General features: G+C 57.8%; 41 protein-coding genes. 39 read left to right on the top strand and 2 right to left on the bottom strand.

Features of this window, described 5'->3' with window-relative positions; translation table 11 throughout:
- The 22 genes from Q371_RS27740 to Q371_RS11760 all read left to right on the top strand — a co-directional run bounded on the left by Q371_RS27740 (position 1) and on the right by Q371_RS11760 (position 13,850).
- Entirely contained in the window at positions 1 to 585 is a 585-nt protein-coding gene (locus tag Q371_RS27740; RefSeq protein ID WP_051964148.1) for a hypothetical protein, read from the top strand.
- A 24-nt stretch (positions 586 to 609) separates the two neighbouring features.
- Positions 610 to 786, top strand: coding sequence for a hypothetical protein (locus tag Q371_RS27000; RefSeq protein WP_157442671.1), 177 nt, complete (start codon positions 610 to 612; stop codon positions 784 to 786).
- Positions 787 to 791: 5 nt separating this feature from the next.
- Complete coding sequence (locus Q371_RS11855) at positions 792 to 1,190, top strand: hypothetical protein (RefSeq protein ID WP_034340769.1); 399 nt, start codon at positions 792 to 794, stop codon at positions 1,188 to 1,190.
- A 13-nt stretch (positions 1,191 to 1,203) separates the two neighbouring features.
- Positions 1,204 to 3,348, top strand: a complete 2,145-nt coding sequence (locus Q371_RS11850; RefSeq protein WP_034340766.1) for a helix-turn-helix domain-containing protein — start codon at positions 1,204 to 1,206, stop codon at positions 3,346 to 3,348.
- The gene (locus Q371_RS11845) at positions 3,345 to 3,800 is read left to right on the top strand and encodes a hypothetical protein (protein ID WP_034340764.1); all 456 of its coding nucleotides are present in this window, start codon (positions 3,345 to 3,347) and stop codon (positions 3,798 to 3,800) included. Before Q371_RS11850 ends, Q371_RS11845 begins: the two co-directional genes overlap by 4 nt.
- A 33-nt stretch (positions 3,801 to 3,833) precedes the next feature.
- The gene (locus Q371_RS25680; protein ID WP_051964147.1) at positions 3,834 to 4,487 is read left to right on the top strand and encodes a Rha family transcriptional regulator; all 654 of its coding nucleotides are present in this window, start codon (positions 3,834 to 3,836) and stop codon (positions 4,485 to 4,487) included.
- Complete coding sequence (locus Q371_RS11835) at positions 4,487 to 5,332, top strand: hypothetical protein (RefSeq protein ID WP_034340762.1); 846 nt, start codon at positions 4,487 to 4,489, stop codon at positions 5,330 to 5,332. The genes Q371_RS25680 and Q371_RS11835 overlap by 1 nt, the downstream gene beginning before the upstream one ends.
- On the top strand, positions 5,333 to 6,049 hold the full coding sequence (locus Q371_RS11830) for a hypothetical protein (protein WP_034340760.1): 717 nt from the start codon (positions 5,333 to 5,335) through the stop codon (positions 6,047 to 6,049).
- Positions 6,046 to 6,951, top strand: a complete 906-nt coding sequence (locus Q371_RS11825) for a hypothetical protein (RefSeq protein WP_034340758.1) — start codon at positions 6,046 to 6,048, stop codon at positions 6,949 to 6,951. Before Q371_RS11830 ends, Q371_RS11825 begins: the two co-directional genes overlap by 4 nt.
- A complete protein-coding gene (locus tag Q371_RS11820) occupies positions 6,951 to 7,652 on the top strand; it encodes a hypothetical protein (protein ID WP_034340756.1) in 702 nt (233 codons plus the stop codon). Before Q371_RS11825 ends, Q371_RS11820 begins: the two co-directional genes overlap by 1 nt.
- Positions 7,652 to 8,065 (top strand): hypothetical protein, encoded by a 414-nt coding sequence (locus Q371_RS11815; RefSeq protein WP_034340753.1) that lies wholly within the window; start codon positions 7,652 to 7,654, stop codon positions 8,063 to 8,065. Before Q371_RS11820 ends, Q371_RS11815 begins: the two co-directional genes overlap by 1 nt.
- Entirely contained in the window at positions 8,062 to 8,589 is a 528-nt protein-coding gene (locus Q371_RS11810) for a helix-turn-helix domain-containing protein (RefSeq protein WP_034340750.1), read from the top strand. Before Q371_RS11815 ends, Q371_RS11810 begins: the two co-directional genes overlap by 4 nt.
- A complete protein-coding gene (locus tag Q371_RS11805; protein WP_034340748.1) occupies positions 8,586 to 9,026 on the top strand; it encodes a hypothetical protein in 441 nt (146 codons plus the stop codon). Before Q371_RS11810 ends, Q371_RS11805 begins: the two co-directional genes overlap by 4 nt.
- Complete coding sequence (locus tag Q371_RS11800) at positions 9,019 to 9,315, top strand: hypothetical protein (RefSeq protein WP_034340745.1); 297 nt, start codon at positions 9,019 to 9,021, stop codon at positions 9,313 to 9,315. Before Q371_RS11805 ends, Q371_RS11800 begins: the two co-directional genes overlap by 8 nt.
- Positions 9,312 to 9,626, top strand: a complete 315-nt coding sequence (locus Q371_RS11795) for a hypothetical protein (protein ID WP_034340743.1) — start codon at positions 9,312 to 9,314, stop codon at positions 9,624 to 9,626. The genes Q371_RS11800 and Q371_RS11795 overlap by 4 nt, the downstream gene beginning before the upstream one ends.
- Positions 9,616 to 9,900 (top strand): hypothetical protein, encoded by a 285-nt coding sequence (locus tag Q371_RS11790; RefSeq protein ID WP_034340741.1) that lies wholly within the window; start codon positions 9,616 to 9,618, stop codon positions 9,898 to 9,900. Before Q371_RS11795 ends, Q371_RS11790 begins: the two co-directional genes overlap by 11 nt.
- Positions 9,897 to 10,601 (top strand): metallophosphoesterase, encoded by a 705-nt coding sequence (locus Q371_RS11785; RefSeq protein ID WP_034340739.1) that lies wholly within the window; start codon positions 9,897 to 9,899, stop codon positions 10,599 to 10,601. Before Q371_RS11790 ends, Q371_RS11785 begins: the two co-directional genes overlap by 4 nt.
- Positions 10,598 to 11,020: a hypothetical protein gene (locus Q371_RS11780; protein WP_034340737.1), complete on the top strand. Its 423-nt coding sequence runs from the start codon at positions 10,598 to 10,600 to the stop codon at positions 11,018 to 11,020. Before Q371_RS11785 ends, Q371_RS11780 begins: the two co-directional genes overlap by 4 nt.
- A 210-nt stretch (positions 11,021 to 11,230) precedes the next feature.
- On the top strand, positions 11,231 to 11,542 hold the full coding sequence (locus Q371_RS11775; protein ID WP_034340736.1) for a hypothetical protein: 312 nt from the start codon (positions 11,231 to 11,233) through the stop codon (positions 11,540 to 11,542).
- Positions 11,532 to 12,683: a hypothetical protein gene (locus Q371_RS11770; protein ID WP_034340734.1), complete on the top strand. Its 1,152-nt coding sequence runs from the start codon at positions 11,532 to 11,534 to the stop codon at positions 12,681 to 12,683. Before Q371_RS11775 ends, Q371_RS11770 begins: the two co-directional genes overlap by 11 nt.
- Positions 12,680 to 13,159 (top strand): hypothetical protein, encoded by a 480-nt coding sequence (locus tag Q371_RS11765; RefSeq protein WP_034340733.1) that lies wholly within the window; start codon positions 12,680 to 12,682, stop codon positions 13,157 to 13,159. Before Q371_RS11770 ends, Q371_RS11765 begins: the two co-directional genes overlap by 4 nt.
- The gene (locus Q371_RS11760; RefSeq protein ID WP_034340730.1) at positions 13,152 to 13,850 is read left to right on the top strand and encodes a hypothetical protein; all 699 of its coding nucleotides are present in this window, start codon (positions 13,152 to 13,154) and stop codon (positions 13,848 to 13,850) included. The genes Q371_RS11765 and Q371_RS11760 overlap by 8 nt, the downstream gene beginning before the upstream one ends.
- Positions 13,851 to 13,921: 71 nt before the next feature.
- Here Q371_RS11760 and Q371_RS11755 read toward each other — a convergent pair whose 3' ends face one another.
- Together Q371_RS11755 and Q371_RS11750 are read right to left on the bottom strand one after the other, a co-directional pair.
- On the bottom strand, positions 13,922 to 14,152 hold the full coding sequence (locus Q371_RS11755) for a hypothetical protein (protein ID WP_034340727.1): 231 nt from the start codon (positions 14,150 to 14,152) through the stop codon (positions 13,922 to 13,924).
- Positions 14,153 to 14,179: 27 nt separating this feature from the next.
- Positions 14,180 to 14,587, bottom strand: coding sequence for a GNAT family N-acetyltransferase (locus tag Q371_RS11750; protein ID WP_034340725.1), 408 nt, complete (start codon positions 14,585 to 14,587; stop codon positions 14,180 to 14,182).
- Between the two features lie 75 nt (positions 14,588 to 14,662).
- Between Q371_RS11750 and Q371_RS26995 the strand changes: the two genes are divergently transcribed.
- From Q371_RS26995 to Q371_RS11670, 17 genes are all read left to right on the top strand, one after another.
- Positions 14,663 to 14,836 (top strand): hypothetical protein, encoded by a 174-nt coding sequence (locus Q371_RS26995; protein ID WP_157442670.1) that lies wholly within the window; start codon positions 14,663 to 14,665, stop codon positions 14,834 to 14,836.
- Positions 14,829 to 15,335 carry a DUF262 domain-containing protein gene (locus Q371_RS11745; protein WP_034340722.1) on the top strand — a complete coding sequence of 169 codons (507 nt, stop codon included), beginning with the start codon at positions 14,829 to 14,831 and terminating at the stop codon, positions 15,333 to 15,335. Before Q371_RS26995 ends, Q371_RS11745 begins: the two co-directional genes overlap by 8 nt.
- 57 nt (positions 15,336 to 15,392) lie before the next feature.
- Entirely contained in the window at positions 15,393 to 15,767 is a 375-nt protein-coding gene (locus Q371_RS11740; RefSeq protein WP_034340720.1) for a hypothetical protein, read from the top strand.
- Positions 15,768 to 15,778: 11 nt separating this feature from the next.
- The gene (locus Q371_RS11735) at positions 15,779 to 16,630 is read left to right on the top strand and encodes a hypothetical protein (protein ID WP_034340718.1); all 852 of its coding nucleotides are present in this window, start codon (positions 15,779 to 15,781) and stop codon (positions 16,628 to 16,630) included.
- Between the two features lie 377 nt (positions 16,631 to 17,007).
- A complete protein-coding gene (locus Q371_RS11730) occupies positions 17,008 to 17,442 on the top strand; it encodes a hypothetical protein (protein ID WP_034340715.1) in 435 nt (144 codons plus the stop codon).
- Between the two features lie 202 nt (positions 17,443 to 17,644).
- On the top strand, positions 17,645 to 17,905 hold the full coding sequence (locus tag Q371_RS27560) for a hypothetical protein (RefSeq protein ID WP_169743834.1): 261 nt from the start codon (positions 17,645 to 17,647) through the stop codon (positions 17,903 to 17,905).
- Positions 17,886 to 18,254 (top strand): hypothetical protein, encoded by a 369-nt coding sequence (locus tag Q371_RS11720; protein WP_034340711.1) that lies wholly within the window; start codon positions 17,886 to 17,888, stop codon positions 18,252 to 18,254. The genes Q371_RS27560 and Q371_RS11720 overlap by 20 nt, the downstream gene beginning before the upstream one ends.
- A gap of 48 nt (positions 18,255 to 18,302) precedes the next feature.
- Positions 18,303 to 18,677, top strand: a complete 375-nt coding sequence (locus Q371_RS11715) for a hypothetical protein (protein ID WP_034340709.1) — start codon at positions 18,303 to 18,305, stop codon at positions 18,675 to 18,677.
- Positions 18,655 to 19,023 (top strand): hypothetical protein, encoded by a 369-nt coding sequence (locus tag Q371_RS11710; protein WP_034340707.1) that lies wholly within the window; start codon positions 18,655 to 18,657, stop codon positions 19,021 to 19,023. Before Q371_RS11715 ends, Q371_RS11710 begins: the two co-directional genes overlap by 23 nt.
- Positions 19,020 to 19,484 carry a hypothetical protein gene (locus Q371_RS11705; RefSeq protein WP_034340705.1) on the top strand — a complete coding sequence of 155 codons (465 nt, stop codon included), beginning with the start codon at positions 19,020 to 19,022 and terminating at the stop codon, positions 19,482 to 19,484. Before Q371_RS11710 ends, Q371_RS11705 begins: the two co-directional genes overlap by 4 nt.
- Complete coding sequence (locus Q371_RS11700) at positions 19,481 to 20,089, top strand: hypothetical protein (RefSeq protein WP_034340702.1); 609 nt, start codon at positions 19,481 to 19,483, stop codon at positions 20,087 to 20,089. Before Q371_RS11705 ends, Q371_RS11700 begins: the two co-directional genes overlap by 4 nt.
- A gap of 153 nt (positions 20,090 to 20,242) precedes the next feature.
- The gene (locus tag Q371_RS11695; RefSeq protein ID WP_034340698.1) at positions 20,243 to 20,776 is read left to right on the top strand and encodes a hypothetical protein; all 534 of its coding nucleotides are present in this window, start codon (positions 20,243 to 20,245) and stop codon (positions 20,774 to 20,776) included.
- Positions 20,773 to 21,312 carry a hypothetical protein gene (locus tag Q371_RS11690; protein WP_034340694.1) on the top strand — a complete coding sequence of 180 codons (540 nt, stop codon included), beginning with the start codon at positions 20,773 to 20,775 and terminating at the stop codon, positions 21,310 to 21,312. The genes Q371_RS11695 and Q371_RS11690 overlap by 4 nt, the downstream gene beginning before the upstream one ends.
- Before the next feature lie 62 nt (positions 21,313 to 21,374).
- Positions 21,375 to 21,614: a MarR family transcriptional regulator gene (locus Q371_RS11685; RefSeq protein WP_034340691.1), complete on the top strand. Its 240-nt coding sequence runs from the start codon at positions 21,375 to 21,377 to the stop codon at positions 21,612 to 21,614.
- A 19-nt stretch (positions 21,615 to 21,633) separates the two neighbouring features.
- Complete coding sequence (locus tag Q371_RS11680; protein ID WP_034340688.1) at positions 21,634 to 22,305, top strand: hypothetical protein; 672 nt, start codon at positions 21,634 to 21,636, stop codon at positions 22,303 to 22,305.
- Positions 22,302 to 22,571, top strand: a complete 270-nt coding sequence (locus Q371_RS11675; RefSeq protein ID WP_157442669.1) for a hypothetical protein — start codon at positions 22,302 to 22,304, stop codon at positions 22,569 to 22,571. Before Q371_RS11680 ends, Q371_RS11675 begins: the two co-directional genes overlap by 4 nt.
- Positions 22,568 to 22,852 carry a hypothetical protein gene (locus tag Q371_RS11670; protein WP_034340682.1) on the top strand — a complete coding sequence of 95 codons (285 nt, stop codon included), beginning with the start codon at positions 22,568 to 22,570 and terminating at the stop codon, positions 22,850 to 22,852. The genes Q371_RS11675 and Q371_RS11670 overlap by 4 nt, the downstream gene beginning before the upstream one ends.
- The last annotated feature ends 8 nt before the right edge of the window (positions 22,853 to 22,860 follow it).

The following is a 22,860-nucleotide window of genomic DNA, read 5'->3' as shown; positions in this document are numbered from 1 at the left end:
ATGGACCGATACATCCCCGTTCCGCATCCGATTGTGGCCACCCAACTCCTCATCCCCAAAGAGGCCAAAAGCATCGTCCTTGAAGGCAAAGAATACGAAGTGCACACACACAACGACCTGCGCTACATCCTCCTCCCGGCCATCAACCCCCGTGGAGATCAAGAGGAACTGGACACCGTCGCACGCGACCTGGACATGGTTTGCAGGTTTACTGGCCACACGGAGTACTTCGTTGTCCCCTCGGAGCCGTTCCCTGTGCTGTTCGAAGAGTCCCCGCAGGCAACCCACCCGCAGGAAGGCACCCGGAAATTCAAGAAGAAACCAGTGGTGGTTGAAGCTGCGCAGTACCAGCAGGGCATGGAAGACGGCTGGGAGTACGAAGACGAGTTGCCTGAGGACATTGACCTCACCCAAGCCATGTACCTTGCCAGCAAATTGGACATCGTGCGCCTGTACCCCTACATCAGCACCCTGGAAGGCCGCATGTACATTTCTGCTGGAGATTGGATCATCACCGGCGTGAATGGCGAACGGTACCCCTGCAAGCCCGACATTTTCGAGAAAACCTACGAACCAGCAGAGTGATTTTCACCCCAAGAGGAGCGCAGCATGCCACAAGAAGACCCCATCAGCCTTGTCCAGCGAGAACTGCTCACCGAGATGACCCGAGACCTGCCTCCTCTGGCAGGTGAGGCTTCCAGTCACATCCAGCCCCTGTGTGCCCCCAAGCCATCGCAGGAGCACGTGGCGGAAACCCTGCAGCAGATCCAGGCTCTGGATTTGTAAGCCACATGGAACACCCTTTCCCCCTGATGTTGCTCCGGGCTGTCCGCCCGGAGTTTTTCATCACCACCGTGGACAAAGGCAAATTCCAGTCTTTCGCCTTCAGAACCCCGAGGGGTCATTTCACGCTTGCTTTCTCGGACGAGAAACCCGTCTTGAAATCCGAGAAGTGGGACTGGGCCTGCATGGAGCTCGAAATGAAAGTCCGGCAGGGCATCACGGACCTCGAAGCGAGCTGGGAGGTGCCCATGGCGGGCCGGGTGGTGGTGCTGCTGCATGGCCACGTCCCGATCGGCGAGGGAAGCACCCACTGCACCACCCCCAGCGAAACCGAAGCTGCCTTCCGGGTCGCCCTGGTGGTCGCTTACGCAAAAGCCCTCACCACCCTCAGCAAACCAACAACCTGAAAGGAGGTGCTGCATGCCCCTGCCCAAAACCATCACCATCACCGAGGAGCAGATCGAAAAAGTGATGGCCCTCTTCGATCACCTCACCATGATCCGCAAATCCGACATCGGGGGTGCCCTCGGGAACAATTCAATGAACGTTTACCGCGCCATTGTCGATGAACTCATCAACCGGGGCATGATCCGCTGCATCCAGATCAACACCAGCATCCTGTACGAACGGATGAGCTTCGACCATGACCAGTCCGACGTGCGCAAAGACCTCATGGGTCTCCTGCACAGCCACTTCGACGGGGGTCGTTCAGCCACGGCCGCTTCAGTGGCCACCGAACTGGCCTTGAACATCAACGTGGTCAAAGCCACCCTCGAAGAACTCCGCAAGCAAGGCAAAATCTGCGGGCGGTTCGTGGGCAACTTGTGCATTTACGCCCAGCAGGAACGTGGCACTGTGCGTGAAGCAACCCCGGAGGAACTGCAGAAAGTTGGACGTCGAGATCCACTGCAGGTGTACTTGGAGTCCCGGAAGGGCAAGCCCGAACTGGACATTCAACTGGTACGCTCCCCCAAAAAGCCGGACCGGGCAGAGTTGAAAAGCCAAGGCTTTGTGTCCTTAAAAGAAGCTCGGGGGTTGCTGAAGTGCTCATCGGGCATGGTTGCTCAGTTGATGCAGCAGCACACTCCAGAAGGGTCGATGGTGCGGAAGTGTGGCCCTGGGGTTTACGTGCATGAAAATGTGCTGTCAGGCTGGAAAGAAAAGATCGCGGATCTCCGCACCCAGAGGCCAGTTCCACAACCCAAACCAGCAGCCAAACCCAAGCCCGAGGCTGTAACACCCAAACCCTCCCCGGACTTCAAGCCCCTTCAAGGAGCCGAGCTGGTCACGGGGGTCAGTGCCTCGGAGATCATGCGCCTGCTTGATCGGCACACCGTTCGCACCTGCAGGGACAACGGTGTGTTTTTGGTGCATGTACCGGACCTCAAGAATGCTTTGAGAACCGAGAGGCAACAGAAACCCAAACCAGAGCCTGCCGTTGCACCCCCGAAGGTCCCGAAGGTCCCGAAGGTCCCGAAGGAGAAACCGGTGCTGGCGGTGCGCGCAAAATTCAAGCCGGTGGCTGGGCCAGTCGACCCGGTCATTGTGGACATCATGGACCTTGACGAAGCCACCCGCCTTTTCGTGCAGCTCGCCCATCGGTTGGCCGGACCTGACTTCCCTCAATTGGAAGGCAAAGTGCTGCTGCTCGCAGCCACTCTCGCTGTTCACGTCACCAAGAGTGTGCTGTACAAGTTCATGAAAAAGCACCAGTTGACGGACCATTATTCGCACCACCAAGGCCACACGTACATTCCTGTGGAGGTTTTGCGGCAGTACCTGGAAAACACCCAGATTTCCGTGGTGAACCTCCGCAGCAGCCACTGGCCTGCAGGACACATCACTGTGCATGAGGCTTCTGAACTGCTTGGTTGGAGCATCCAAAAAATCTACAAGGCTTTGAACCAAAAACAACTTCATGCCATGCAAGTCGGAGACAAGTTGGCTTTTGACCCGAGCGCTGTTCTTGCCTTCAAAGCGCACATCCAGGAGCAGTACCCTCCTGAAGGCTGGGTGCGACTCCGGGATGTGTGCGAAGAATTACAGGTGGATCCTTCAGGTGCCAAAGACTGGCTGGATTTGCGTTTCATAGGCAAGAAATGCTGGGATGCTGGTCGTCAATGGGCCACTTACTACCCTCCGGAGGCCATCAAAGCATACCGCGAGCATCGCCAGAACAATCCTATAGGCCCGAAAGCCACCCCGGAGTTGATTCAGGCGTTGCGGAACCGACACCCCCTGTACTTCGGTGCGGATGCGCCAGATCTGCCCTCTGAAGTCCGACGCCAAGTGGCCACCGAACACAACCTCACAGAGTCATTGGTTCGCTTGATTCTGAAAGGTCAAATCAGGCCGGAAATCCAACCGCAGTTGCCCAACTGGCCCATTTGGAGCGAGGACCGCTTGTTGAAGATCCACCATCACCCTTTGCGAGACGAGCAGCTCGCTTTGATTGAAGGTTGGAGTGTGCAGCACATCCAAGAGATCAAGGCGGCCACCCCCGAGTACCTTTCGGCTTATGCCGCGGCTCGGCGTTTGGAAATCGAAAGAAGGAAGCGGAAGTGAAAAAGGAATTTTCGGTCACCCTCAGCGAAGCGAGCACCAAGCCCGACAACCATGGTGATTTGTACACCCATCTGGTGGTGAATTTGCAGAACGCGGTGGATTTGAAGTTCTTTCAGGTCTGCCATCGCATCAACAAGAAACCCAAAGCTGGCGAGATGGTCGCTTTCTCCTTGAAGGCCTTCAATCCTTCAGATGGTGAGGTGATCACCATTCCCGAGTTGAGCTCGAAGGGCAGCAAAACGCGTGATTTCGTGCTCGCTGCGCACCTCATCAAATTCCATGATCCCTCCGAGCAGTACAACCATTTGTTCGTCGAGCCTTGGGAGTTGACGCTGGTGGTGGATGTGGAAACGCCTCTGTTTGCGCCGGACCGGGACCTGCTCAATGACAGGTTGACCATGCGCATCTTGAAGATGGCCAGCAACTCGAGTGACCCTCAACCCTCATTTTGATCCAGAGGCCCCTCTGGTTTTTGGAGGTTTTTCATGACCGATGCCCCCCTCACCTTGAATTACTTGAATGAAGAACCCCGAGTCGACTCCCGGTTGGTGGCTGCGCAACTCGGGAACCAGCATGAAAGCATCCTCAGTTTGCTGAGCGATTACGAGGATGAAATGAAAGGCTTTGGTTTATTCCGATTTGAAATCGCAGAAAAGGAAGGCCGTGGGAGACCCCCGAAGTTCGCTTTGCTGAACGAAGACCAGGTGTACTTTCTGCTGACGCTGGTGCGCAACAACGATTTGTCTGTGGCCCTGAAAGTGAAGTTGGTGCAGGCGTTCGGAGATGCCCGGAATCGAAGGGTTGCTGTCCCTGCCTTGAAGACCCCAGCGGAAATGCTGCTGGAGTCCGCGCAGCAGCTTGTGCAGCACGAAAAGCAACTCACCCAGCATGACCAGCGAATCTCTGAACTGGAAGGCTGGAAGAAAACCGCGCCGATCAGCGCTGGGCAAGTGAAAGTCATCCATGCACTTGGGCAGGCCCTCGGGAAGCACATGGGTTATTCGAAAGCCTGGCGGCTTTTCAAGGAGCATTTCGGGCTGGCTTCATACCGCGATTTGCCTCACACGCGTTTCGAAGAAGCCAAGCACTTCCTGGAGCACCAGATCAAAAGTTACTTGCCACCGGAGGATGACCGTTGATGCCCCCTTATGATTTTGAGAATTTGCGGGCTTTGACGCTCCTGCAGCCGTGGCCAGCGATGATGCTGCACGACTTCGGGGGTGGCTTCCCAAAGAAACGCGTCGAGAACCGCGAGTACCCACCCCAGAGGCTGGGTTTGAAGGTCGGTGACACCATCGCCCTTCATGGCGGCAGAGGCCCGTCAGGTGAGCAGGCTGCACTCAGGCTCGGCGAGGAATTGAAGCAGATCTGCCTGGGCATTGTCGGCATGCAACCAGCGGCCATGCCGGATTTCACGGACCCTTCAGAGGTCCTCAGGTTCGTGAAGCAAGGCATTTATGCGGTGGCCATCATCGAGGAGGTGATCACCGGTGCCCCTGAGGATCATGATGACCCGTGGTACTTCGGGTCGAACGGTTGGCGTCTCGGGCAATTCACGGCCATTGACCCTCCCATTCCGATCGGTGGGGCGCAAGGCGCTTGGCGGGTGCCGAACAGTCCGCACAAGAAGCCAGAGTTGCACATGGTGCTCGATCAGGTGATCAACCGGGTGCAGGGGGCCTGGCAGGGAAAACCAGTGGATGAAGTGCAGGCTTTGATTGCCGCCGTGGAGCCCTCCAAGCCCACGCCCAGCAAGCCTGCGCCTGAACCTGAAGCCCCGGATCCTTTCCCGGAGGTGACTGCCCAGAGCATGATCGATCAGATCATGGCTTTCCGGAAGGCCGGGTATTACGGGGGCTGGTGGTCCATGCCGGGCATTGAGTTGCAGACCCGTGCGAAGCTCGCGGAGTTGAACCGCAAGGAGTTGTGCGGTCTGTACGCGGAGACCCTCAGGGGGCCAGGGCCTTGCAGAAAGCGGACGTAGGTGGCCCGAAAGACAACCGATGCTTTGCGGGACCGGCTCGACAAGTACCCCCTCACCCCCCATGAGCACCGGGTGGTGAGTCACCTGATCACTTTGAGTGCCGGCACCTTGAGTGTCCAGGCAGGCATCCCTGAAATTGCCCGGAGGTGCCTGATCACCGAGGACACGGCCCGCAAAACCCTGCATGCCCTGCTGGGCTTCCAGGTGGTGAGTCGCCTGGATCGACCGGGACGAAAACCCGAGTACACCATCCGCGCCCCTGCGGAGTGGCTTCCTGCGAAGGCTGTGCTGCAGTCCCGGAAGCGTTCTTTGCGTGGCGGGAAACGCACCCCTGCCCTCCCGCCGAAAGTGGAAACCCCGCCTTTGCCTTACCCGGAGCAGCTTGCACTGCTGTCCCGGCAGGCGAAACTCACGTCTGCACGCGCAAAAGTCGCCTTGGATCTCGCGGAGCACCCAGAGGTGGAGTTTTCCGCTTTGATTCTTCTGGAGGCTTACCCGGAGGTGTTCCGGGCGTTGTGTGAACTGAAATTCAAAAGCAAAGCCCCCATGCGGGTGTTCGCGGAGTGGTTGCCGGAGGTGCTGTCTCACATCCACGAGCATGGTGCTGCGCAGGTGGCAACCACCCTTCTGAAGGTGGTGCGCACCCCTTTGCCGTTCAACAGCGAGGCCTTCCAGCATTACCTCTCTGAGATCAACGCAGGGAGAGGAGAACCGTGAGCAAACTGAACAAATTGAACCAGCAGTTGTCTGGCGTGAACCAACCGCCCCCTGTCCGCAAAAGGGTCACCCCTCCGCCGGCGTTGCGTTTGGCGCAGTTGAACGATGAGGATTTCGGTTTGATGGCCCGCAAGTCCTTCCTGGCGATCACCGATTTGCTGCAGAGCACCAGAGAGGCTTACTTGACGCAGCCTTTCAGCGATCACCACAACGACCACTTCAATTTGAGGTTGTTGCGGCGCGGCATGGATTGCTTTGTGGATGTCGCACAGGAGTGGTTGCTGCACCGCACTTTCGATGCTGCTCTGGCCGACGCGGTGCTGAAGAAGCACGCCCTGGACGCCCGGAAGTTCTTTGAGGATTGCCTCGCTGCGGCAGTGACCCACCACTACAAAAACGAACTCGACCAGTACGAGCGGCACGAACAGCAACTCCGACAGCAGGTGGACACCCTTGAAAGCGAGGTGCGTGCCCTGCAGGTCCGGGCAAGTGAAGCGCAGCGGGCTGCTGCTGCTCCAGAAACAGACCAGTTGAAAAAGGAGATTCTCGGGCTTCAAAAGTCTTTGCTGGAAGCGCAACAGAAAGTCGAGAAGGCGCACTCCGGGGCGAGTCGGGAGCGTGAACGGCACGCCGCTGAAATGCGGGAATTGAGGGCCGAACGGGACCAGTTGAAAGCCCAGGTTGCCCGGCAGGACTTCTCTTACTTCGAACTGGTCACTTCGGACCTCAGCGAAGCGTTGAGTTTGTGCTTGTTTCATGACCTGCAAGCCCCGAAGCGCAACGCCGACGGGCAGTACAAAGTCAAAGTGCTGCACCGCGATTACCAGCAGTGGAGAAGCAACGTCCCGGATCCGAAAGCGCATGTGGCCAGCGTGATCCAACCGAAAGTGAAGAAAGGCTGATGGAACGAAACACCGAAACCCTCAGTGAAATCACCATCGTTGCCATGGTGAAAGTGCTCTCGAAACTCTCCGCCCACCCGACGCCCATCAAGGCCCTCACTGAGCGCCTGAAAGGGTACCATTTTGACCTTGAGGACGTGCACTCCACCCTGTCCCCCCTGTACATGCTGGGCTTCGCCAGGAAAGAAGCGAGCGGCATCTGCCTGACCGACGCCGGAGAGGTGTACCTGAACCGTCACCATCACCGGCTGCAGGAATTCCCGGAATTCCCGAGCGTCAAGAAGGCCATTTTGTTGGCTGTGCAGCAACGCCCGATGGGGCTCACTGAGCTTGCTGAGCTGCTGGTCCTCGATGATGCCGTGACCCGCTCTTACATCAGGACCCTGCTGGACAACAACTTGCTTGGTCGCGCTGGATCCGGCAGCCAAAAAGACCCTTTCATGTACAGGGCTTTGAGTGCAGAGGAGCAAAGCGAGGAGCAGCAAATCCTTGAGGGAAAGGTCCGAGAGGTGATTGAAGGCACGCCCGGCGTGACCGTCAGGGCCATCTGCCAGCAGATCGGATTCAACCGCAGGACCCCCATCCGGCAGATCGAAAAGGTCGTCAAAGCCCTGCAGGCAGATGGGCTGGTGGTCGCTGAGCGCTCTTCCACCCGAAACAAGCTGCTGTTCTACCCCACCCGTCAGGAGGCGGCGGACTGATGCCCGAGAAGATCCGCGCGTTGAGTGCCGAAGTGCTCACCGGTCACTGCATGGCCAGCATCCCAACTGAACTCACCGACCTGCTCGGGCCCCCGGATGTTCATGCACCCATCCGCATGCCTGAAGACGCCGAAAAGCCATCCTTGCAGTTGCGCTGGGAAACCCCGGAAGGTTGGGTGCTGCACATCGAAATGGGTTTCGTGCGCTTCGTGGACCACCACCGCACCCACCCGGTTTATTACGAAGGCCCCTGGTCGAACCATTTGGCTTTCTATGTGGATGGCTCCCAACTGAAATCAGAAGGGTGCCGCTGGGCAAATGACGCCCTGCAAGACGCCCTCTGGACCATTGAAAACAAGAGGTGCAACCCAGCCAATTGGCCTGAGTGGTTCCCTGAAAAGGAGAAAGCATGACTGAGTTGATGTTGCATCGCGGCCAGAGCTCACCGGTGAGCTGGCAGGGCCTGAATTACCGCCTGAATGAAGGGGTGCTGGCTGTGCCGACGTTCCTCTACGGTGAGGAAGTCACCACGAATTTGATTCTGCCAGGCGAAAGTTTCCATTTGCCGACCGGCGTGTCTTTCACGGCAGCGATGCTCTCGAAGCTCACTGCGGTTCCAGAGGTGGACGTGGCTTCGCTGGAGAAACAGATCGGCAGGATGGGGGTGTTTTCGGCCCTGCATGTGTTCCCTGGGCGCAAACGCATCCAGATCCTGCTTGCGCAACTGCTGGACACGCCGCTCGCCGACCATCATGGGGACGGCAGTTGCACTGTGGCCATCACCCACCAGGACATATCCGCGCTCATACACCAGATCCGTGAATCAACCAGCAAAATCCTTTCCGATTTGCACAAAGAAGGCCACCTGGAAATGGGTTACCGCAAGCTCACCGTGGTGAACGTCCAGCGTTGGCTTGAGCACCTGGAGAACGAGTGACCCCCCTGCCTTCCCTTCTTGATCTCATCGCGCCCAGGGAGGCATTTGATTTGCTGGAGGACCTCCAAGAGGCCGACCCTGGGCTTGCCGTGACCACCGAGGACTTGCGGCACTCCCTGTGCCTGCAGCACCAGACGCATGCTGTTTACCTGCCCAAAAAAGCACAAATCACCCCCAGCACCCACGTGGACTTCCAGAAGGTGATGGAGAGCGTGTTTCTGGCGGTCCTCCGGCGCTCTTCGGAACTCGGGTTTTTGCGGGAAGTGCACCAGAATCACTTCAATCGGGTGTTCACGGTGACTTTCCTGCACTCCTTTCAGGAAAACCAGACGTCACACGACCGGGTTTCCGAGCAGCATGCCAGTGAAATGCTGGCCACCCTCAAAGCGCACCTCCGGGCCTGCCAGAACGCCCAGAAAGACCAAAAACATGAGTGAAATCCTGGACGTCGGCTCTTACCTGGTGCTCGCCACCAGCACCCCTCCCAAACCACAGGATGCCGTGATCATCCCTGAAACCGAAGCCAAGCCCACCCAGAGCAAGCTTGACGCTCTGGTCGCAGGGACCCTACAATGCACCAGTTCGCCGGACTGTGATGTGCTGATCGTGCAGGTGGTGGCGGTTGCGCGCTGCAGCAAAGGCAAAGTCGGAGCGATGGGCATGAACGATTCGGAACTGCAGCACATTGCAGGCAGCATTCCGGAAGTCTTGAAGGATCAACCATGACCCGGGTGGTGTTCACCTTCGATGCCTGCTCTTACGAGACCCTGCAGGACATGGTGAAGCGAGGCAAGTACGATTCGCCTGCTGCATGCGTGCGGGAATCCCTGCAGGTCAACCGGGCGATTCAGGAGCAAGCCAAGCGGGGCTTCACGGAAGTGCTGTGCAGGGACCCTGAGACGGGACTGGAAAAGCAGGTGGTGATCCCATCGATGGAAAGGGTCTTCAAACGCTGGCAATTCCATCACTCCATGACCGGGCGGTTCTTGCAGAAAAGCCAAGCGGTGACCAGAAAGCTGTTCGACCATGGGCGATGAACCCATCCACCCGGCTTTGAAAAAACAACTGGACCGCATTGAACTCAAACTGGATTTGCTCATGCAGCACGAGCGGCAGCAACGCGTGGTCACGCACTACCAGAAGGAGTACGAAAGGTCACGCCAAAACAACCAAGATGTGGCCTTTCTGTACCTGGAAAGCGAAACCAGAGAGGTCAATGAATTGAACAGGATTTATGACCAGTACCTGTCCCTGAATTCCCCCGGCATGCATCCCCTTTCCAAAACCCCCCAAGAGGCAGGTGAAGAATGATCATCATCCCAGACATCCACGGCAGTTTCAGGCTGCTCGAATTCGCCCTTGGGGTGGCCGGAGACCAACCGTTGCTGTTCCTCGGGGATTTGATTGACCGTGGCCACCAGAACGTGGAAGTGATTGAAGGCGTGAAGCGGCTGGTGGTGGAAGGCCGGGCGGTGCTGCTGATGGGCAACCATGAAGCCATGGCAATGTATGCACGTTGGGGTGACGCCAGCGACATGAGGCACTGGCACAAGCATGGAGGTCATGCCACCTGGCGGGAATACGAGCGTCGTTTCCTCAGTGACGCATCATCGATGCTCACCCGGCATTTGCTCTGGCTGAAAGACCAACCGGAAGTGTTCATTCAAGGCCCCCTGCTTGCCTCTCACGCCATGCCCCCGCAGCACGACCACGACCAGATTTACACCAGCAAAGTCGGCATTCACGGCCACCTCTGGGAACGCCCGATGGTGCACCCCTTGAGGTTCTTGCCGAGGGGTGTGGAGTTCAGTGTGCATGGGCACACACCTTTGCCCCACCCGATGAAACTCACCCATCAGGATGGCCGGGTGAGTTACTTCATTGACCTTGGAGGTGACATCAGGCCCGAGAAGCGGTTCTGCGTCATGGACACCGAAAAACGGGAAATCATTCACATGGACGGCTCGGTTCAGCCCCTCTCCAGCGTCCCCGAAATGCAGGAAGCCCCATGATCCAAGACCTCGATTTCACCCCAGAAACCTTCAACCTGCTCCACAACCTCACCCTCGCCGACCCTGACCCCACCCTCACCGTGACCACCGAACCCCACCAGAAAGTCACCCTCCAAACCCCCCTGGAATGGATCACGGTGAACTTCACCAACCCCAACTGGACCGAGCCGCCCCTCGAAGAGCACGTCAACCTCAGGAAACTCTCCCTGGAATTGCTGCCCGTGCTGCAAGAACGCGCTTGCCACAAAGGCTGGATCTGGCGCAAACGCTCAGGGATCCTGCTCATCGATGGCTGGCAGCAAAACGGCTGCAGGGAACGCGCCACCGCCCACATCCAGCACCCGCTGATCACCCGGGCATTCATTCAGGCATACACCCACCTCTGCACGAAACTGAACCCCCCTCCACCCCGCAGGTGACCCCTCCCAAACCACCACCCCCCTGCACAAAGGAGGCCCACCATTCCCCGCCGCAAAATCACCCAGGATGCCGCCACGCAATACCTGCAGAAACGCGCAAAGCAAGGCGACCCTCGGGCCGGTCAAGAACTCCAGAAAATCAAAGACCTCAAAACACGAAAACACAAACCCCACCTCCCCAGGCAACCATCCCCTGGGGAGGAACTTTTCTTGCATCAAATCCACCTCCTCGGGCTGCCTGAACCCACACGGGAATACAAATTCAGCATCCACCGCAACTTCCGGTTCGATTTCGCATGGCCACAATTCATGCTCGCCGTGGAAATCGAAGGTGGCACGCGCGGCATCAGCCGACACACCCAACCAGACGGTTACGAACGGGACACCGAAAAATACAACCTCGCAGCCACCAACCACTGGACGGTCCTGAGGTACACCACCCAGAAGGTCACCAGTGGGCAGGCCATCACCGAAATCGAACAGGCCTTGATGCAAGCAAAGGAGAAAAAGCATGCCAAGTGAACCCAACCCCATCACCGTGATCAGCACCTGGGACCCGCACAACAAGTACTACATCCCCATGGTGCACGGCTCCACCCGAGACGAAGCCCAAACCAACCTGCAACTCTGGGCTGAAAAAAACCCCGACTTGTGGGCCCAATCGGACCGCAAGTACATCGTCAACGAAACCCACCGTTACCTGCCAGTCGCCGAGCCCAGCACATCACCCCCCGGAGCGCACATCAAGTACTGCTTCGCCACCATGACCCTGCACTGCGAGCACTGCGGGAAGCAGCACACCCTGCAGGACCTTTACGCCAAAGACCTGCAAGACGGCCTTGAACGCTTCCAGTTCCTGCATGGAGACTGCCAAGCCGTGACCCTGCAAAGCGAAACCGCCACAACGTTGTACCTGGAGAACCTCGACCTCACCTCTCTGATCCTCCGGGCACGGCTGGCCCTGCTGCAGGCACAACGCCAGCAACTCACCCCTGAAGGTTACGCTGCGCTCGCCCACCTCATGGACCGGTTCGACCCGGACACCCAGTACACCACCCACACCCCGGACGGCGTGCAAATCAGCCGTGACGGGGCCATCCACGAATACTTCAGCCTGTCGTACGCCAACTACCTGCTGCTGGAGCGGACACTCCTGCAAAGCATGCCCCTCAAATGGCAACGGCACTTCGTGGACCTCCTGCAAGTGTTCAACGAGGCCTTCAATCACCTGCAGCGCGCACCCGGCTGGAAGATCGAACCGGTCATCTGGAAAACCCCTGAAGACTTCGACCGCAAAGAACTCAAAAAGCACGGCCTCACCGCCCAAAAAACCATGGGGAAAACCCTGTACTTCGACGCCGACGGCAACGAATACGAAAGTTGGGAGAGCTGCGTGCCCATCCCAACAGAAGACCCCATCCCGCACTACAACCGGGGCCGGACCTTCATTGCCCCTCAACTCCCAGAGAACTGGGCCAAAAACACCACCAGCGCAGCCACACCCAGCACCACCATCCAAGTCAGGCACTGCTCGGCTTGCGGCCTCAGCCACCCCATCAACATCACCCCTCTCCCTGAACCCAAAGACGAATACACCCACTTCGGGGTGTGCACCTCCACCCAGAGGCGCATCCTCGTCACTTTCACCGGAGATCAACTGTGATCATCACCATCGGAGGGCTCAACGAGCCCCCCCAGAGCACCCCAAGCATGGTGATCAGCCTCGGGCAACCCACCGAAAGAATACCCGCATGGGTGGACACCAGCAGGCCCCTTTTGCGCCTCACTTTCGAGCACATCAGCACCCCCCAGAACCCCAAAACCCCAAAAATCCGCCCGTGGCTGCAATGCAGGGTGGCTTGCCTGTTCGTGGAGCACCACCGCCCCGAGCACCTGCACATCCAAAGCACGAACGGCAACAGCCGCGCAACTGCCCTCGCTCTGGTCATCATGGACACCCACCCGGACTTGATGGGCCAGTACAACATCCTGCACCACCTCAAGTACCTCGCAACCATCCGCCCGCAAGCCACACCGGACCTCGCAATGCTCGCCGACCATGACCGGCACAACCTGCACCGCGCACCTCTGGCCAGATGGGCCAGCAGGCACTTCTACCCGGAGAAAACCCATGAGTGACCCCCAGCAGAACACCCTGAATGCCACCCCTGCAGGCGCAGCGCGCAAATACACCATCATCCTCGTGCTTGAAGTGCTGGTGGCCCAGGAGGCACCCCCCGCACCCGGCACCCCATACAGCCCGGTTTTCGAGACGGAGCACTGGGCCGTTGAAATGGAACTCAAGAACGGCCAAGCCAACCCTTTCAGTCTCGCCCAGGACTACGATCAAGGCTGGAAGCACTTCGTGGACAATCACCTGTTCATCGAAGACCACAAAAACGAGCAGGCCCGCACCGTCACATACAAGCCCCAGCACATCCACCGGGAAAGCATGCTCTACAGGGCCCTACCCAAATTCGGATTCCGGAAGGTCCCCAAACCCAGCACCAGCACCCTGAAACGCTACTGGGTTCGCTTCAAAGCAAATGACATGAGGTCCATCAAAGGGCAAACCCCCCACAAATGGTTCATGTGCTCAGGGGAATCACACACCCACACCATCATGGTCTGCTGGGTGGAAGCCGAAAACGAACAGCAAGTTCTGGATCACATCTCTGGCCCAGATTGGTACCCCGAAGTGGCCCAGCATGGACTGGATTTCTGTGATGAAGTTGCTGCCGACTGGCAACCCAGTGACCGCTTCCCTGGCATCGAGCTGCTGACCATCCCCCAGAGCGTCACACCCCTCCCAAACCAAAAGGGGCAGTGAAACCAGAAACAGCGTCCAGCAAAAACCCTCAGGGGTCACCTGAGGGCAGTTAAGGGTAAGGGAAAAGGAGTTCAGTCGTCGAGGTCTTCTGCAGGCTCCTGGAAGTCACCGGCTTCCACTTGCTCGATGGCCTGCTTCTTCAAAGTCTCCCAGTCAGGCTCGGCACTCAGGGCTTCGGTGTCCCACATTTCATTCCCGAGCTCAAAACCCCCCTCCTCGGACTGGATCAAGTAGAATTCGACGCTCTCGCTCTGGCAGAAGTAGATTCCTTCGTTTTCGATGGTGATGTTCAGTGTGGTCATGGTCAGGTTCCTTTCAGTGAAAGTGAATCAGAGTTTGATTTCGAGGGTGATGAACTGGCCTTGCAGGCGGCCACTCACGAAGCCCAGAGCGCGGTAGAAGTCAGCGTTCTCGATTTTGGCGATGATTTTGAGAGATTTGATGCCGTGGTTGCGGGCGTGCTCGATGATGCTCTGGACCAGTTGGCCTTTGAGTTCGTTGCCTTCGGTGGTGTACACGGCTTCGAAGGTGGCGGCTCCGTTCTTGAGGGGTTTGATGCTTGCGAAGCCGAGGACAGCTTTGCCGGAGGTGGCCACAGCCCAGGTGTAGGTTTCGTCGCTGCTGAGGGGGCTGCCGATGGCTTGGCGCACTTGAAAGCTGGCGAAGAAGCGACCCATGAGTTCGAAGAACCCTTTGTCTTCCTGATTGTGGATGTGGATTTTGATCTGGCTGTTCATGTCTGTCCTCCCTTAACTGAAACCATCATATACTATTTTTAAAGAATTGTCTATAGTCTGGCTGCAAAGGAAACCATGAAACACCCCAAAACACCACCCCACCCCCTCAACCTCGAATGGTACCCCAGCGCCCTCCAAACCCCACTCTGGACCCACGAAGACAACCAACAAGCCCACACCACCAACACCAAAATCATCCAGAACACCATCCAAAACCCATCAGAGAAACCAACGAGGCACCATGACTGAACTCCCTGAACACCACCAACGCATCCCACCCCCTCTTGCCAGAGGCCAAAGCCACGACTTTTCGCTCAGCCACTTCATCTACAAACACCAGCAAGCTCAAGAAGGACACCCCAACCTCATTTGTGGACTGAAACTCCCCCACTTTCAACGGGCCTTCGTGTGGACCCAGGAACAACAGGTGTGCTTCATGGAAAGCTGCTGGCTGGAACTCGACATTGGGCGTTTCGTGATCACCGAAAGCCCCGATGCAGACGAATACGACAACCTGATCATCGACGGGCAGCAAAGGCTCACCACCCTGCAGCGCTACCTCAACAACGAATTTCCCGTGTACGGGCTGCTCTGGAAAGAACTGACCCGGAACGAGAAGCGCCGCATGGACCGGGTGCACGCCAGCACCTTGGTGATCAGTAAACCCATGAACGAACCTTTCCTGCGGGAATTGTACAACCGCCTCAACTTCTCAGGCACACCCCACCAACAGCATGAACGCGCATGAGCCAACCACCCACATCCAAATCCTCAAACAACCACCCCAAAACAACCAGGAGCAACCATGACCACCTTCCTCACCATCAGCCTCTACGCATACATCACCATCAACGCCATCCTCGCAATTCTCACCATCCTGCTCACCATCCTTCCACCCAAACCCACACAACCCAAAACCGTAAACCACACCCTCCGAGACCTCATCCTCATCACCATCACCATCCCCATCTACTACCTCAACTACCTCGGCTTCACCCACCTCCACATCCCCCTCTGGATCTACTGGCTGATCATCGCCAACCACATCCTCAGCTTGCTCCTCCACGACCTGCGCCAAAGGCTCTACCCCACAACAAAAACCACCGTCACATACAGCGGATTCGCAGGCATCATCCTCATCGCCACCATCGCCCACATCGGCCTTCAAACCCTCAAGTGAAAGGACCCACCATGACCACCCCCAAAGCCCAGCAGTACATCCAAAAACAAAACCCCGTCACCACCCACCCCTTCACATGGGGCATGGAAGACGGCGTCACCCTCTCCGGCATCCACATCCAAAAACTCAAATGGACCACCCTCCACCCACACCCCGACCAGATCAGCACCATCGACCCTGAATACCCCAGAAACATGGACCACCGCCTCAAAGACCGCGGCTTCGGCATCGACCAATGGCAACCCTTCATCAGAACCACCCACCAATCCATTCAAATCATCCGGGAAGGCGACCTGATCCTCACCCACCACAACGGTGCCCGAGAAGCCCTGTCCCCCGAGAAATTCCACGAGCTCTACCAGCCCATCGATGCCTCCGGGCCCCTCGCCTACCAAGACATGCACGGCCAGACACACACCATCAATGCAGACACCCTCATCCGGCTCCACGATTTCCTCACCTGGCACAGCGCAACACGACCCTACCCACCCACACCCGAACAAGCAGGCGGCTCCCTCAAACCCACCACAGGTGACCAAGTTGCCCTCCAAGCCCTCGAAATCCTCCTCTCCACCCCCAACCCCATCCCCGCCTTCACAACCAACCCCATCCCACCCAACACCACCCTCGTGCTCTGCGAAAGCCAGCTCTGGCTCAAGCGCTGGCTCGAAAAACACAAACTCCAAACCGACCACTACACTTACGCCCACCCACACCTCATCCTTGCCCTCCCAGACGGATCCCCAATCCTCATCCAAGCGGAAATCTGCGTGAACCAAACCAACCAAAAACTCATCCAATCCCTCAGCCAACAATTCAACCTCCAAATCATCGACACAAACATCAAACCCCAACACCCCTAAAACCCATCCAGCACAACAACCAACCCCACAAAGACCCACCCTCTGGCAGGCACCTCGGGGCGAAAAACCGGAGTTGCAAAAAAGCGTTTTTCGGAAGGTTTTCGGTGATGTGTGTACCCCGAGTTTCCCTTTGGGGTGTCCCAGAGGGTTTTTGTGGGCCGGGCGGGTCGGTGGTTTTGCCGTCACGTGTGGTGGTGTTGGCGTGGTGTGGGAGTGGGGGCTTTTTCTGTTGTGCCAGAGGGCTTTGCGTTTGGGGGTTGCGTGGCTGTGGCTGCTGCTTTCGCGTGGTGTTTTCTGGTGCTCTGGGTGTCACCGACACAAGTTGACTTTCTGGGCCCCGAGATCCTCGGGGTTTTCTGTTTGCTGGAGGTTCTTTCATGGTGCTGCTTTTGACCGTCATGTTCTGGGTGTATTGCGTGGTGTTGTGCTGGGGTGTGTTGCATGATGTGCTGCACAGTGGCCGGAGGGTGGTTTTCGCTTCGGAGTCCTTGGAGGCCAAAGCTGCAGCGGAGCATGTGCTGTGGGGTTTGCTGGTCGTGGCTCTGGTGCTGCCGATGTACCACCTGGCTTTCTTGGGTTTCAGGAAGTTCGGGCTGCCAGAGGGTTTGTTCTGGGTGGTGCTGGGGTTGAATTTGTATTTGACCTTGGTGAATTTGATGCGGGTGCACTGGTTCGGGTTGCTGAGTCGCCCGATGGTGCATGTGGGGCTGGGGTCCACGGCCCTGTTTTTCCATTCGCCTGGAGCTGCTGCTTTCGCGGTGCTGGGGTTGTTCTTTGAATTTCATGGCTTGATGGTGCTCCGTGGAGGGTGAGGGTGGAGGGTGGTTTCGGGGTTCCCATGGCCTTCCGGAAGGCTGGGAGTTCAAGTGGCTCCTCGCTGAACAGGACTTGCCAGACGATGACGTGCTGATGGTGTGGTGTGAAGGCGCATCCCCGCTCTCTCACCCTTCGCATCCTTTGAGGGCCTTTCTGGTCACGAAACGCCCGAAGGTCCCAGAGTGGTGCCCCTACCAAATGACGGGAGGGCTGCTGGATGCTTTGATGCCTCCAGAGCAGGGTTCTGCCAGCGTGGTTTCGGCTGTGCCTCTGGAAGTGGAGGCTTCCCGCTTGCGGGCTGCGGTGGCTGCGCTGCAACCCCTCACAAAGAACAGGGGGGCTCCGGGTTTCCTGAAAGAGGGGAATCCTTTTCCTGCGCAACGCTTTTCGCCTGAGAAGGTGAAGCGGTGTGCTGCCAGAGAAACCCGGAAGGTGCGTCATGGCAGGCGGAAGGTTTGAGCGGCGTCCCGTGAACCTCTGGGATTTGCCTTTCGAGGCGTGGCGTCCCGGCCAGTTGGTGGCGGAATGGAAGCGCCTGAAGGTCCATGAGCGGTCGCTGTTGCTGCTGCAGCACCAAGCGGTGTGCTTGCCGGGTCGCCGGGCGTGGTTCATTCGGGATTGCATGGTGTTCCATGAGGACCTGCAGTTCTACCGTGGCCACCTGAAAGCCATTGAGGAATTCATTGAGCTTCGCGCCCCTCTGGGCCCCGAGCAGACCGAGGGGTTCTTTGCTTTGAAGGCGCGGGTGGATTCGAAGTTGCAAGAGGAGATCGGGCGGACCTTGAGGATTTCGGGCCGCTCATCTTGAGCCTCGTACAGTTTGTTGCATTCCCCGAGGGGTGAAAGGATCCATGATGTGGTCGAAATTGATGTCGCTTTGAAGCTCAGGTGGCTGCGGTTCTTGGAGTGGCTGGGTGCCTTGCAGAAGACCCGCAGGGTGTTTTCTTTGCGGTGCGTGGCCCGGACGGTGGAGGGCAGTGAGCGCCTCATTTACCTGGAGTTGTTTTCTTCCGTCGAAGCATGCCGGTTGATGGCCGCTGAGCAAATGCGGGTGCACCAGCGAAACCCTCTGGCTGTGCTGCGCTGGCAGCACCTTGGGGACCGCAGCAAGGCTTTTCATTGCCATTGGGTGGCCACCGTGAGCACCCCCGATGGTCCGTTCCCGCATTACACCTGGGAGATCATCCCAAAGACCATAGGAGTGCTCGATGCCGAGTTTGGTGTTGTTTGAAGAGCTGGCTTTCGTGGATCCGGAATTCGTGCGGCCACATGCCGGAATGAAAAGCGTTTACGAGCTGAACGGGGGCCTGTGGACAGTGGCTGACCGGCCACAGGAAGGGTCTCTGCTGGAGAAGGAGTTGTTCTTTGCTCTGGCTGCACGGGTCGCACAGTTGGGTTGGGATTGGGGCCGGGAGAAAGGCGCGTACCAGGTGCGCGTGCCGGTCCCTTCGAAACGTGGCCTTGAACTGAGGGTGTTCACGTCCCTGCCGGGCTTGAGCCCAGGGGATGGTCTGGGTCGGGCGTACTGCTTGGCCCGGCGAGGACACCAGAGCCTTGATCGGAGGATGGTCGGATGATGCAGGCTGTGCGGTCGTTCTTTGTGGTGCTCTGGTGGGCCCTGCTGGAAATGGCGGATTTTGACCGTCAGCCTGTGGAGCCGAAGCCTGCGCTTTTTCTGGTGAGGGAAGTGCTGTTCACGCCAACTTTGGGGTTCTCCATTCCTGTGGGCTTCGTGGCGTGGCATGCGGAACGCCCAGAGGAGCGGGGCTGGGCGCGCATTTCAGATGAGCAGTTGGATGCCTTCATGCGTGCCTGCCAGGACCTCGGGCATGCCTTCGATCGGGATTTCACGCGGGTGCTGCTGGATGCAGCTCTGGAGGAATGCCCGGTGGAACACATGGACACTTTTGGTTTTGGTCCTCACCACATGGGTTGCTGGCGGTTCGGGGTGTTGAGGAGCACCCGGAACCCTTATGGCATGAGTTGCAAGGATCTGGCTGAGCGGATGCTGGCCATTTTCGTGAAAGGATCGACATGAAAAACCCCCAAAACAGTCAATACACCCCGCTCCATTCGAATCTGCTCGCTGAGATCTTCCAGAGGGGGTTGAGGGATTCCCGGGAGCAGTTTGACCGTGGGCGGTTCTACAAGCCGTTCACCTTGGAAGGGTTTGTGTACGGTCTGGGTTGCACGCCAGAGGCTTACCGGGGCGAACTGACCGCTGGGCAGGCGGTGGCCACCGCGGAATACCTGTTGGCTTGGGGCACCACCGTGACGCCGGAGGGGGTGGAGTGCGTGGATCTGGATGATTTTTTCATTCGCCTGCCGCCCACATGGTCGGATGAGGTGAGGGCGCAGCTCTTTTACTGCCGGAACCCTCAGGTGTGCCCTGAGCTGAAGTTCTCGGGCTTTGATTTGCATGTGCCTGCGCCGATGCTGAAGAACCTGCTGTGGCCAGGCCGGGACCTTCTGAAGGCCCATCCGGTTTTGTTCACTGGGAAGCTGCTCTGGCTGCATTCGGTGGGTCACGTGGTGGGTCCGGATGACCGGACCCGGTTGGGGTTCTCTTACAGCGGGACCAGCGTGCTTCGTTTGCTGGATGCGCCACCTTCGAGGACTCCAGACATCACGTTTTTGGTGTGACATCAAATGTCATTTGTTTGATGTTTTCTGTTTAACAATTTGATTTTTTGCCTTCCCAGAGCGGTTTAAGCGTTGACAAGTATATCTGAATGATATACAATGAATGACATAAGAACGCGCACAGCCGGGAAGCAAACGCGCACAGGAGACAACATGAAAACACAACACACCACCTACTACCACACCCTCTACACAGACGGACTGCACGGCACCCACCGCCACACCCCCTTCAAACCCTTCACCCGAGAGCACATCGCCTTCACCATCGGAGAAGCCCACAAAAACACCGACCTGCCCCTCAACCCCGAGCAACTCCAGTACGCCCTGGAGCACATGCTCAAACTCCACACCCAAAAACACCCCGAAACCTCCCGCCCATACATCTTCCTCGACCGCAAACTCTCCCAGTTCGCCCCAAACTGGACCCCCTACATCACCCTCACCCACACCCACCACACCGAAAAAACCTTCGGTGAAGAAAGCGAACCCTCAGGCGTCACCCTCACCCTCCCCCAAGCCCTCTGGGACACCCTGCTCGCCCCCCACGTCCACACCCTCGAACAGCACGCCACCTTCATTGCAGGCGACCTGTACTGGTTCAAGAGCACCGAGCCCGCAGGAAGCATCCACTACATCCACGCACACCTCAACACCCAAGTGCCCATGATCAAGGTGATCTTCGAATGACCAGCACCGACTTCCAGCACCCCGACACCACCTACTGCATCAAAATCACCTTCGAAGACGGCCACCAGCAATACTTCGCAAGCCACAACTTCCACCGGTACTTCCGGGAGCACGCCCACCACTTCACCGACCTCAACCAAGCCCAAACCATCCTCACCCTCGAACAAAAACGCCACCCACAACGCCAGTACGCCATCGAAGCAGGAGACCCCACTGTGCACGAACCCATGATCATCGACGCCAAAACCGCCCGAGAACGCCACCAGAACGTCACCTCTGGCGAATGGCAAGCACAGTGGGGGTTCATCATGCGTGAAATCATCACCATGACCCAAAACCCATGGGTTACAAGCCCCATGCTGTACGTCAAAGGGCAACTGAACCCGATCGTCAAAGAATCCCTCGACGCCTGGGGATACACCGTGCAGGAATTCACTGGCGAAGAAGAAGCCGCACAATTCAAAGGACCTCACTTCACAGTCGGTTGGGCTGAAACCCCACAGCCAGAGCCACAGCCAGAGCAAACCGAACCCTGAACCCCCACCTCACCAGAACCGGGCTGCCAAAAGCACCCGGTTTCTTTCATTCAGAGAGACCCATGCGCGCACCCAAAAAAAGCCTGCACATCCTGCACGCCACCAACTTCACATTCCAGTCCGTGCATGACATCGCAGAAGCCACCGGCCACAGCCCAGCTCTGGTCGGCAGGCTGGCCAGCGAAATGGTCATCGATGGACTGCTGAAACGCAAAATCCAATACTCACCCCGAGAAGTCTGCTTTTACCGCCTCACCCCCAAAGGCTACAGGCACCTCCAGAAACACAAGCAAAACCCATGAGCCCCAGAAGGAACCCACCATGCCCGAGAAGCAAAAATTCAACCTGCTGACCTTCGAGGACCTCCAAAACCTGCAAGACGCCCTGAACCGAAATTACCTGCTCGAACCGTACCACTTCTTCATCCACAACGACCCCAGCACTGCACGCATCGAACTTGCCCTCTCAGGCAAACCCCTGATCAGCCAGAGCTACCAGAGTTACAGCAACGCGTGGAGCGAACAGGACAACTTCGTTGTGGAAGCCACGCTGATGCGCATGCTCAAAGGCATCCTGCACTTCAATGGCTTCCGACTGGCACCCTTTCACCAACTCGACAAAAGCATCGTCGACTTGGCTTTCACTGAGCAAGCCCAAGCGAAATGCACCTTCTCCACACAACTCTGGTACCGCATGCCCATGCTCTGGTCGACCCGCACAGCCAAAGACCGCCCATGGCACCGCATGCCCACCCCGCCACCCCCCTTCCAGTGGATCGAAGTGGACGAAGCCATCATCCTGCCCCTCAACTCCAGATTCGAAGGCCCACAAGGTGAACTCTGCGACTGCAGCGAACTCATCGCCCTGGTGCACGGCATGACCCGAGGCTACAAAACCATCACCCCGACCGGACTGCAAGACTTCACCCCCCCATGGCAAAACCCCGATGTCTTCAAAGAAAACTTCGACGTGCCCCCAGGTGGATGGCCATGACCAACCCAGAGCAACACACCCCTTTGCCCAAAACCCGATTTCAAATCGAGAAAACCGTCAGGGTGGCTCTGGAGAAAGCCGAAACCCACGGTTACGAAGAAGCCCTGTTTGCCCTCAAAGCCAACAGTTCAGGCTTCAAATGGAGCATCCACTGTCCGTACACGCACCCCGAGCAGGTTGCCGCCTTCTGGCGTGGCGTGCAACTCCACCGGGAGGACTTCGCAGAAGAAATGCGAAACCGTCACTCCCAGAGGGCAACGAGATGACACACAACGGCCACCTCCATGGGTTCATACGGCAGCATGCCAGAAACGAAAGCATGATTCGGTCTCTGGAGCACGCCGGGTACCCGAGGCACCGCATCCAGCAGGAACTGGCGTGCAGGGGAATCAGCCTGAAGGAATTTTTCCTTTCCGTGCAGATGGGCTTGATTCGGCATGCCCCAGCACCCTTCAAAATCCACGCTCAGCCTGCACCTCATCGGAAGCCAGAGCGGTTGCGTAAGCGCCACCCGAACGCCTCGAAGCGCAGAAAGGGACGGCTTTGAACCCATCG

Source organism: Deinococcus misasensis DSM 22328, from assembly GCF_000745915.1.
Lineage (GTDB): Bacteria > Deinococcota > Deinococci > Deinococcales > Deinococcaceae > Deinococcus_C > Deinococcus_C misasensis.
The sequence above is the reverse complement of the archived record's forward strand: the minus strand, read 5'-3'. Positions and strand labels throughout refer to the sequence as shown.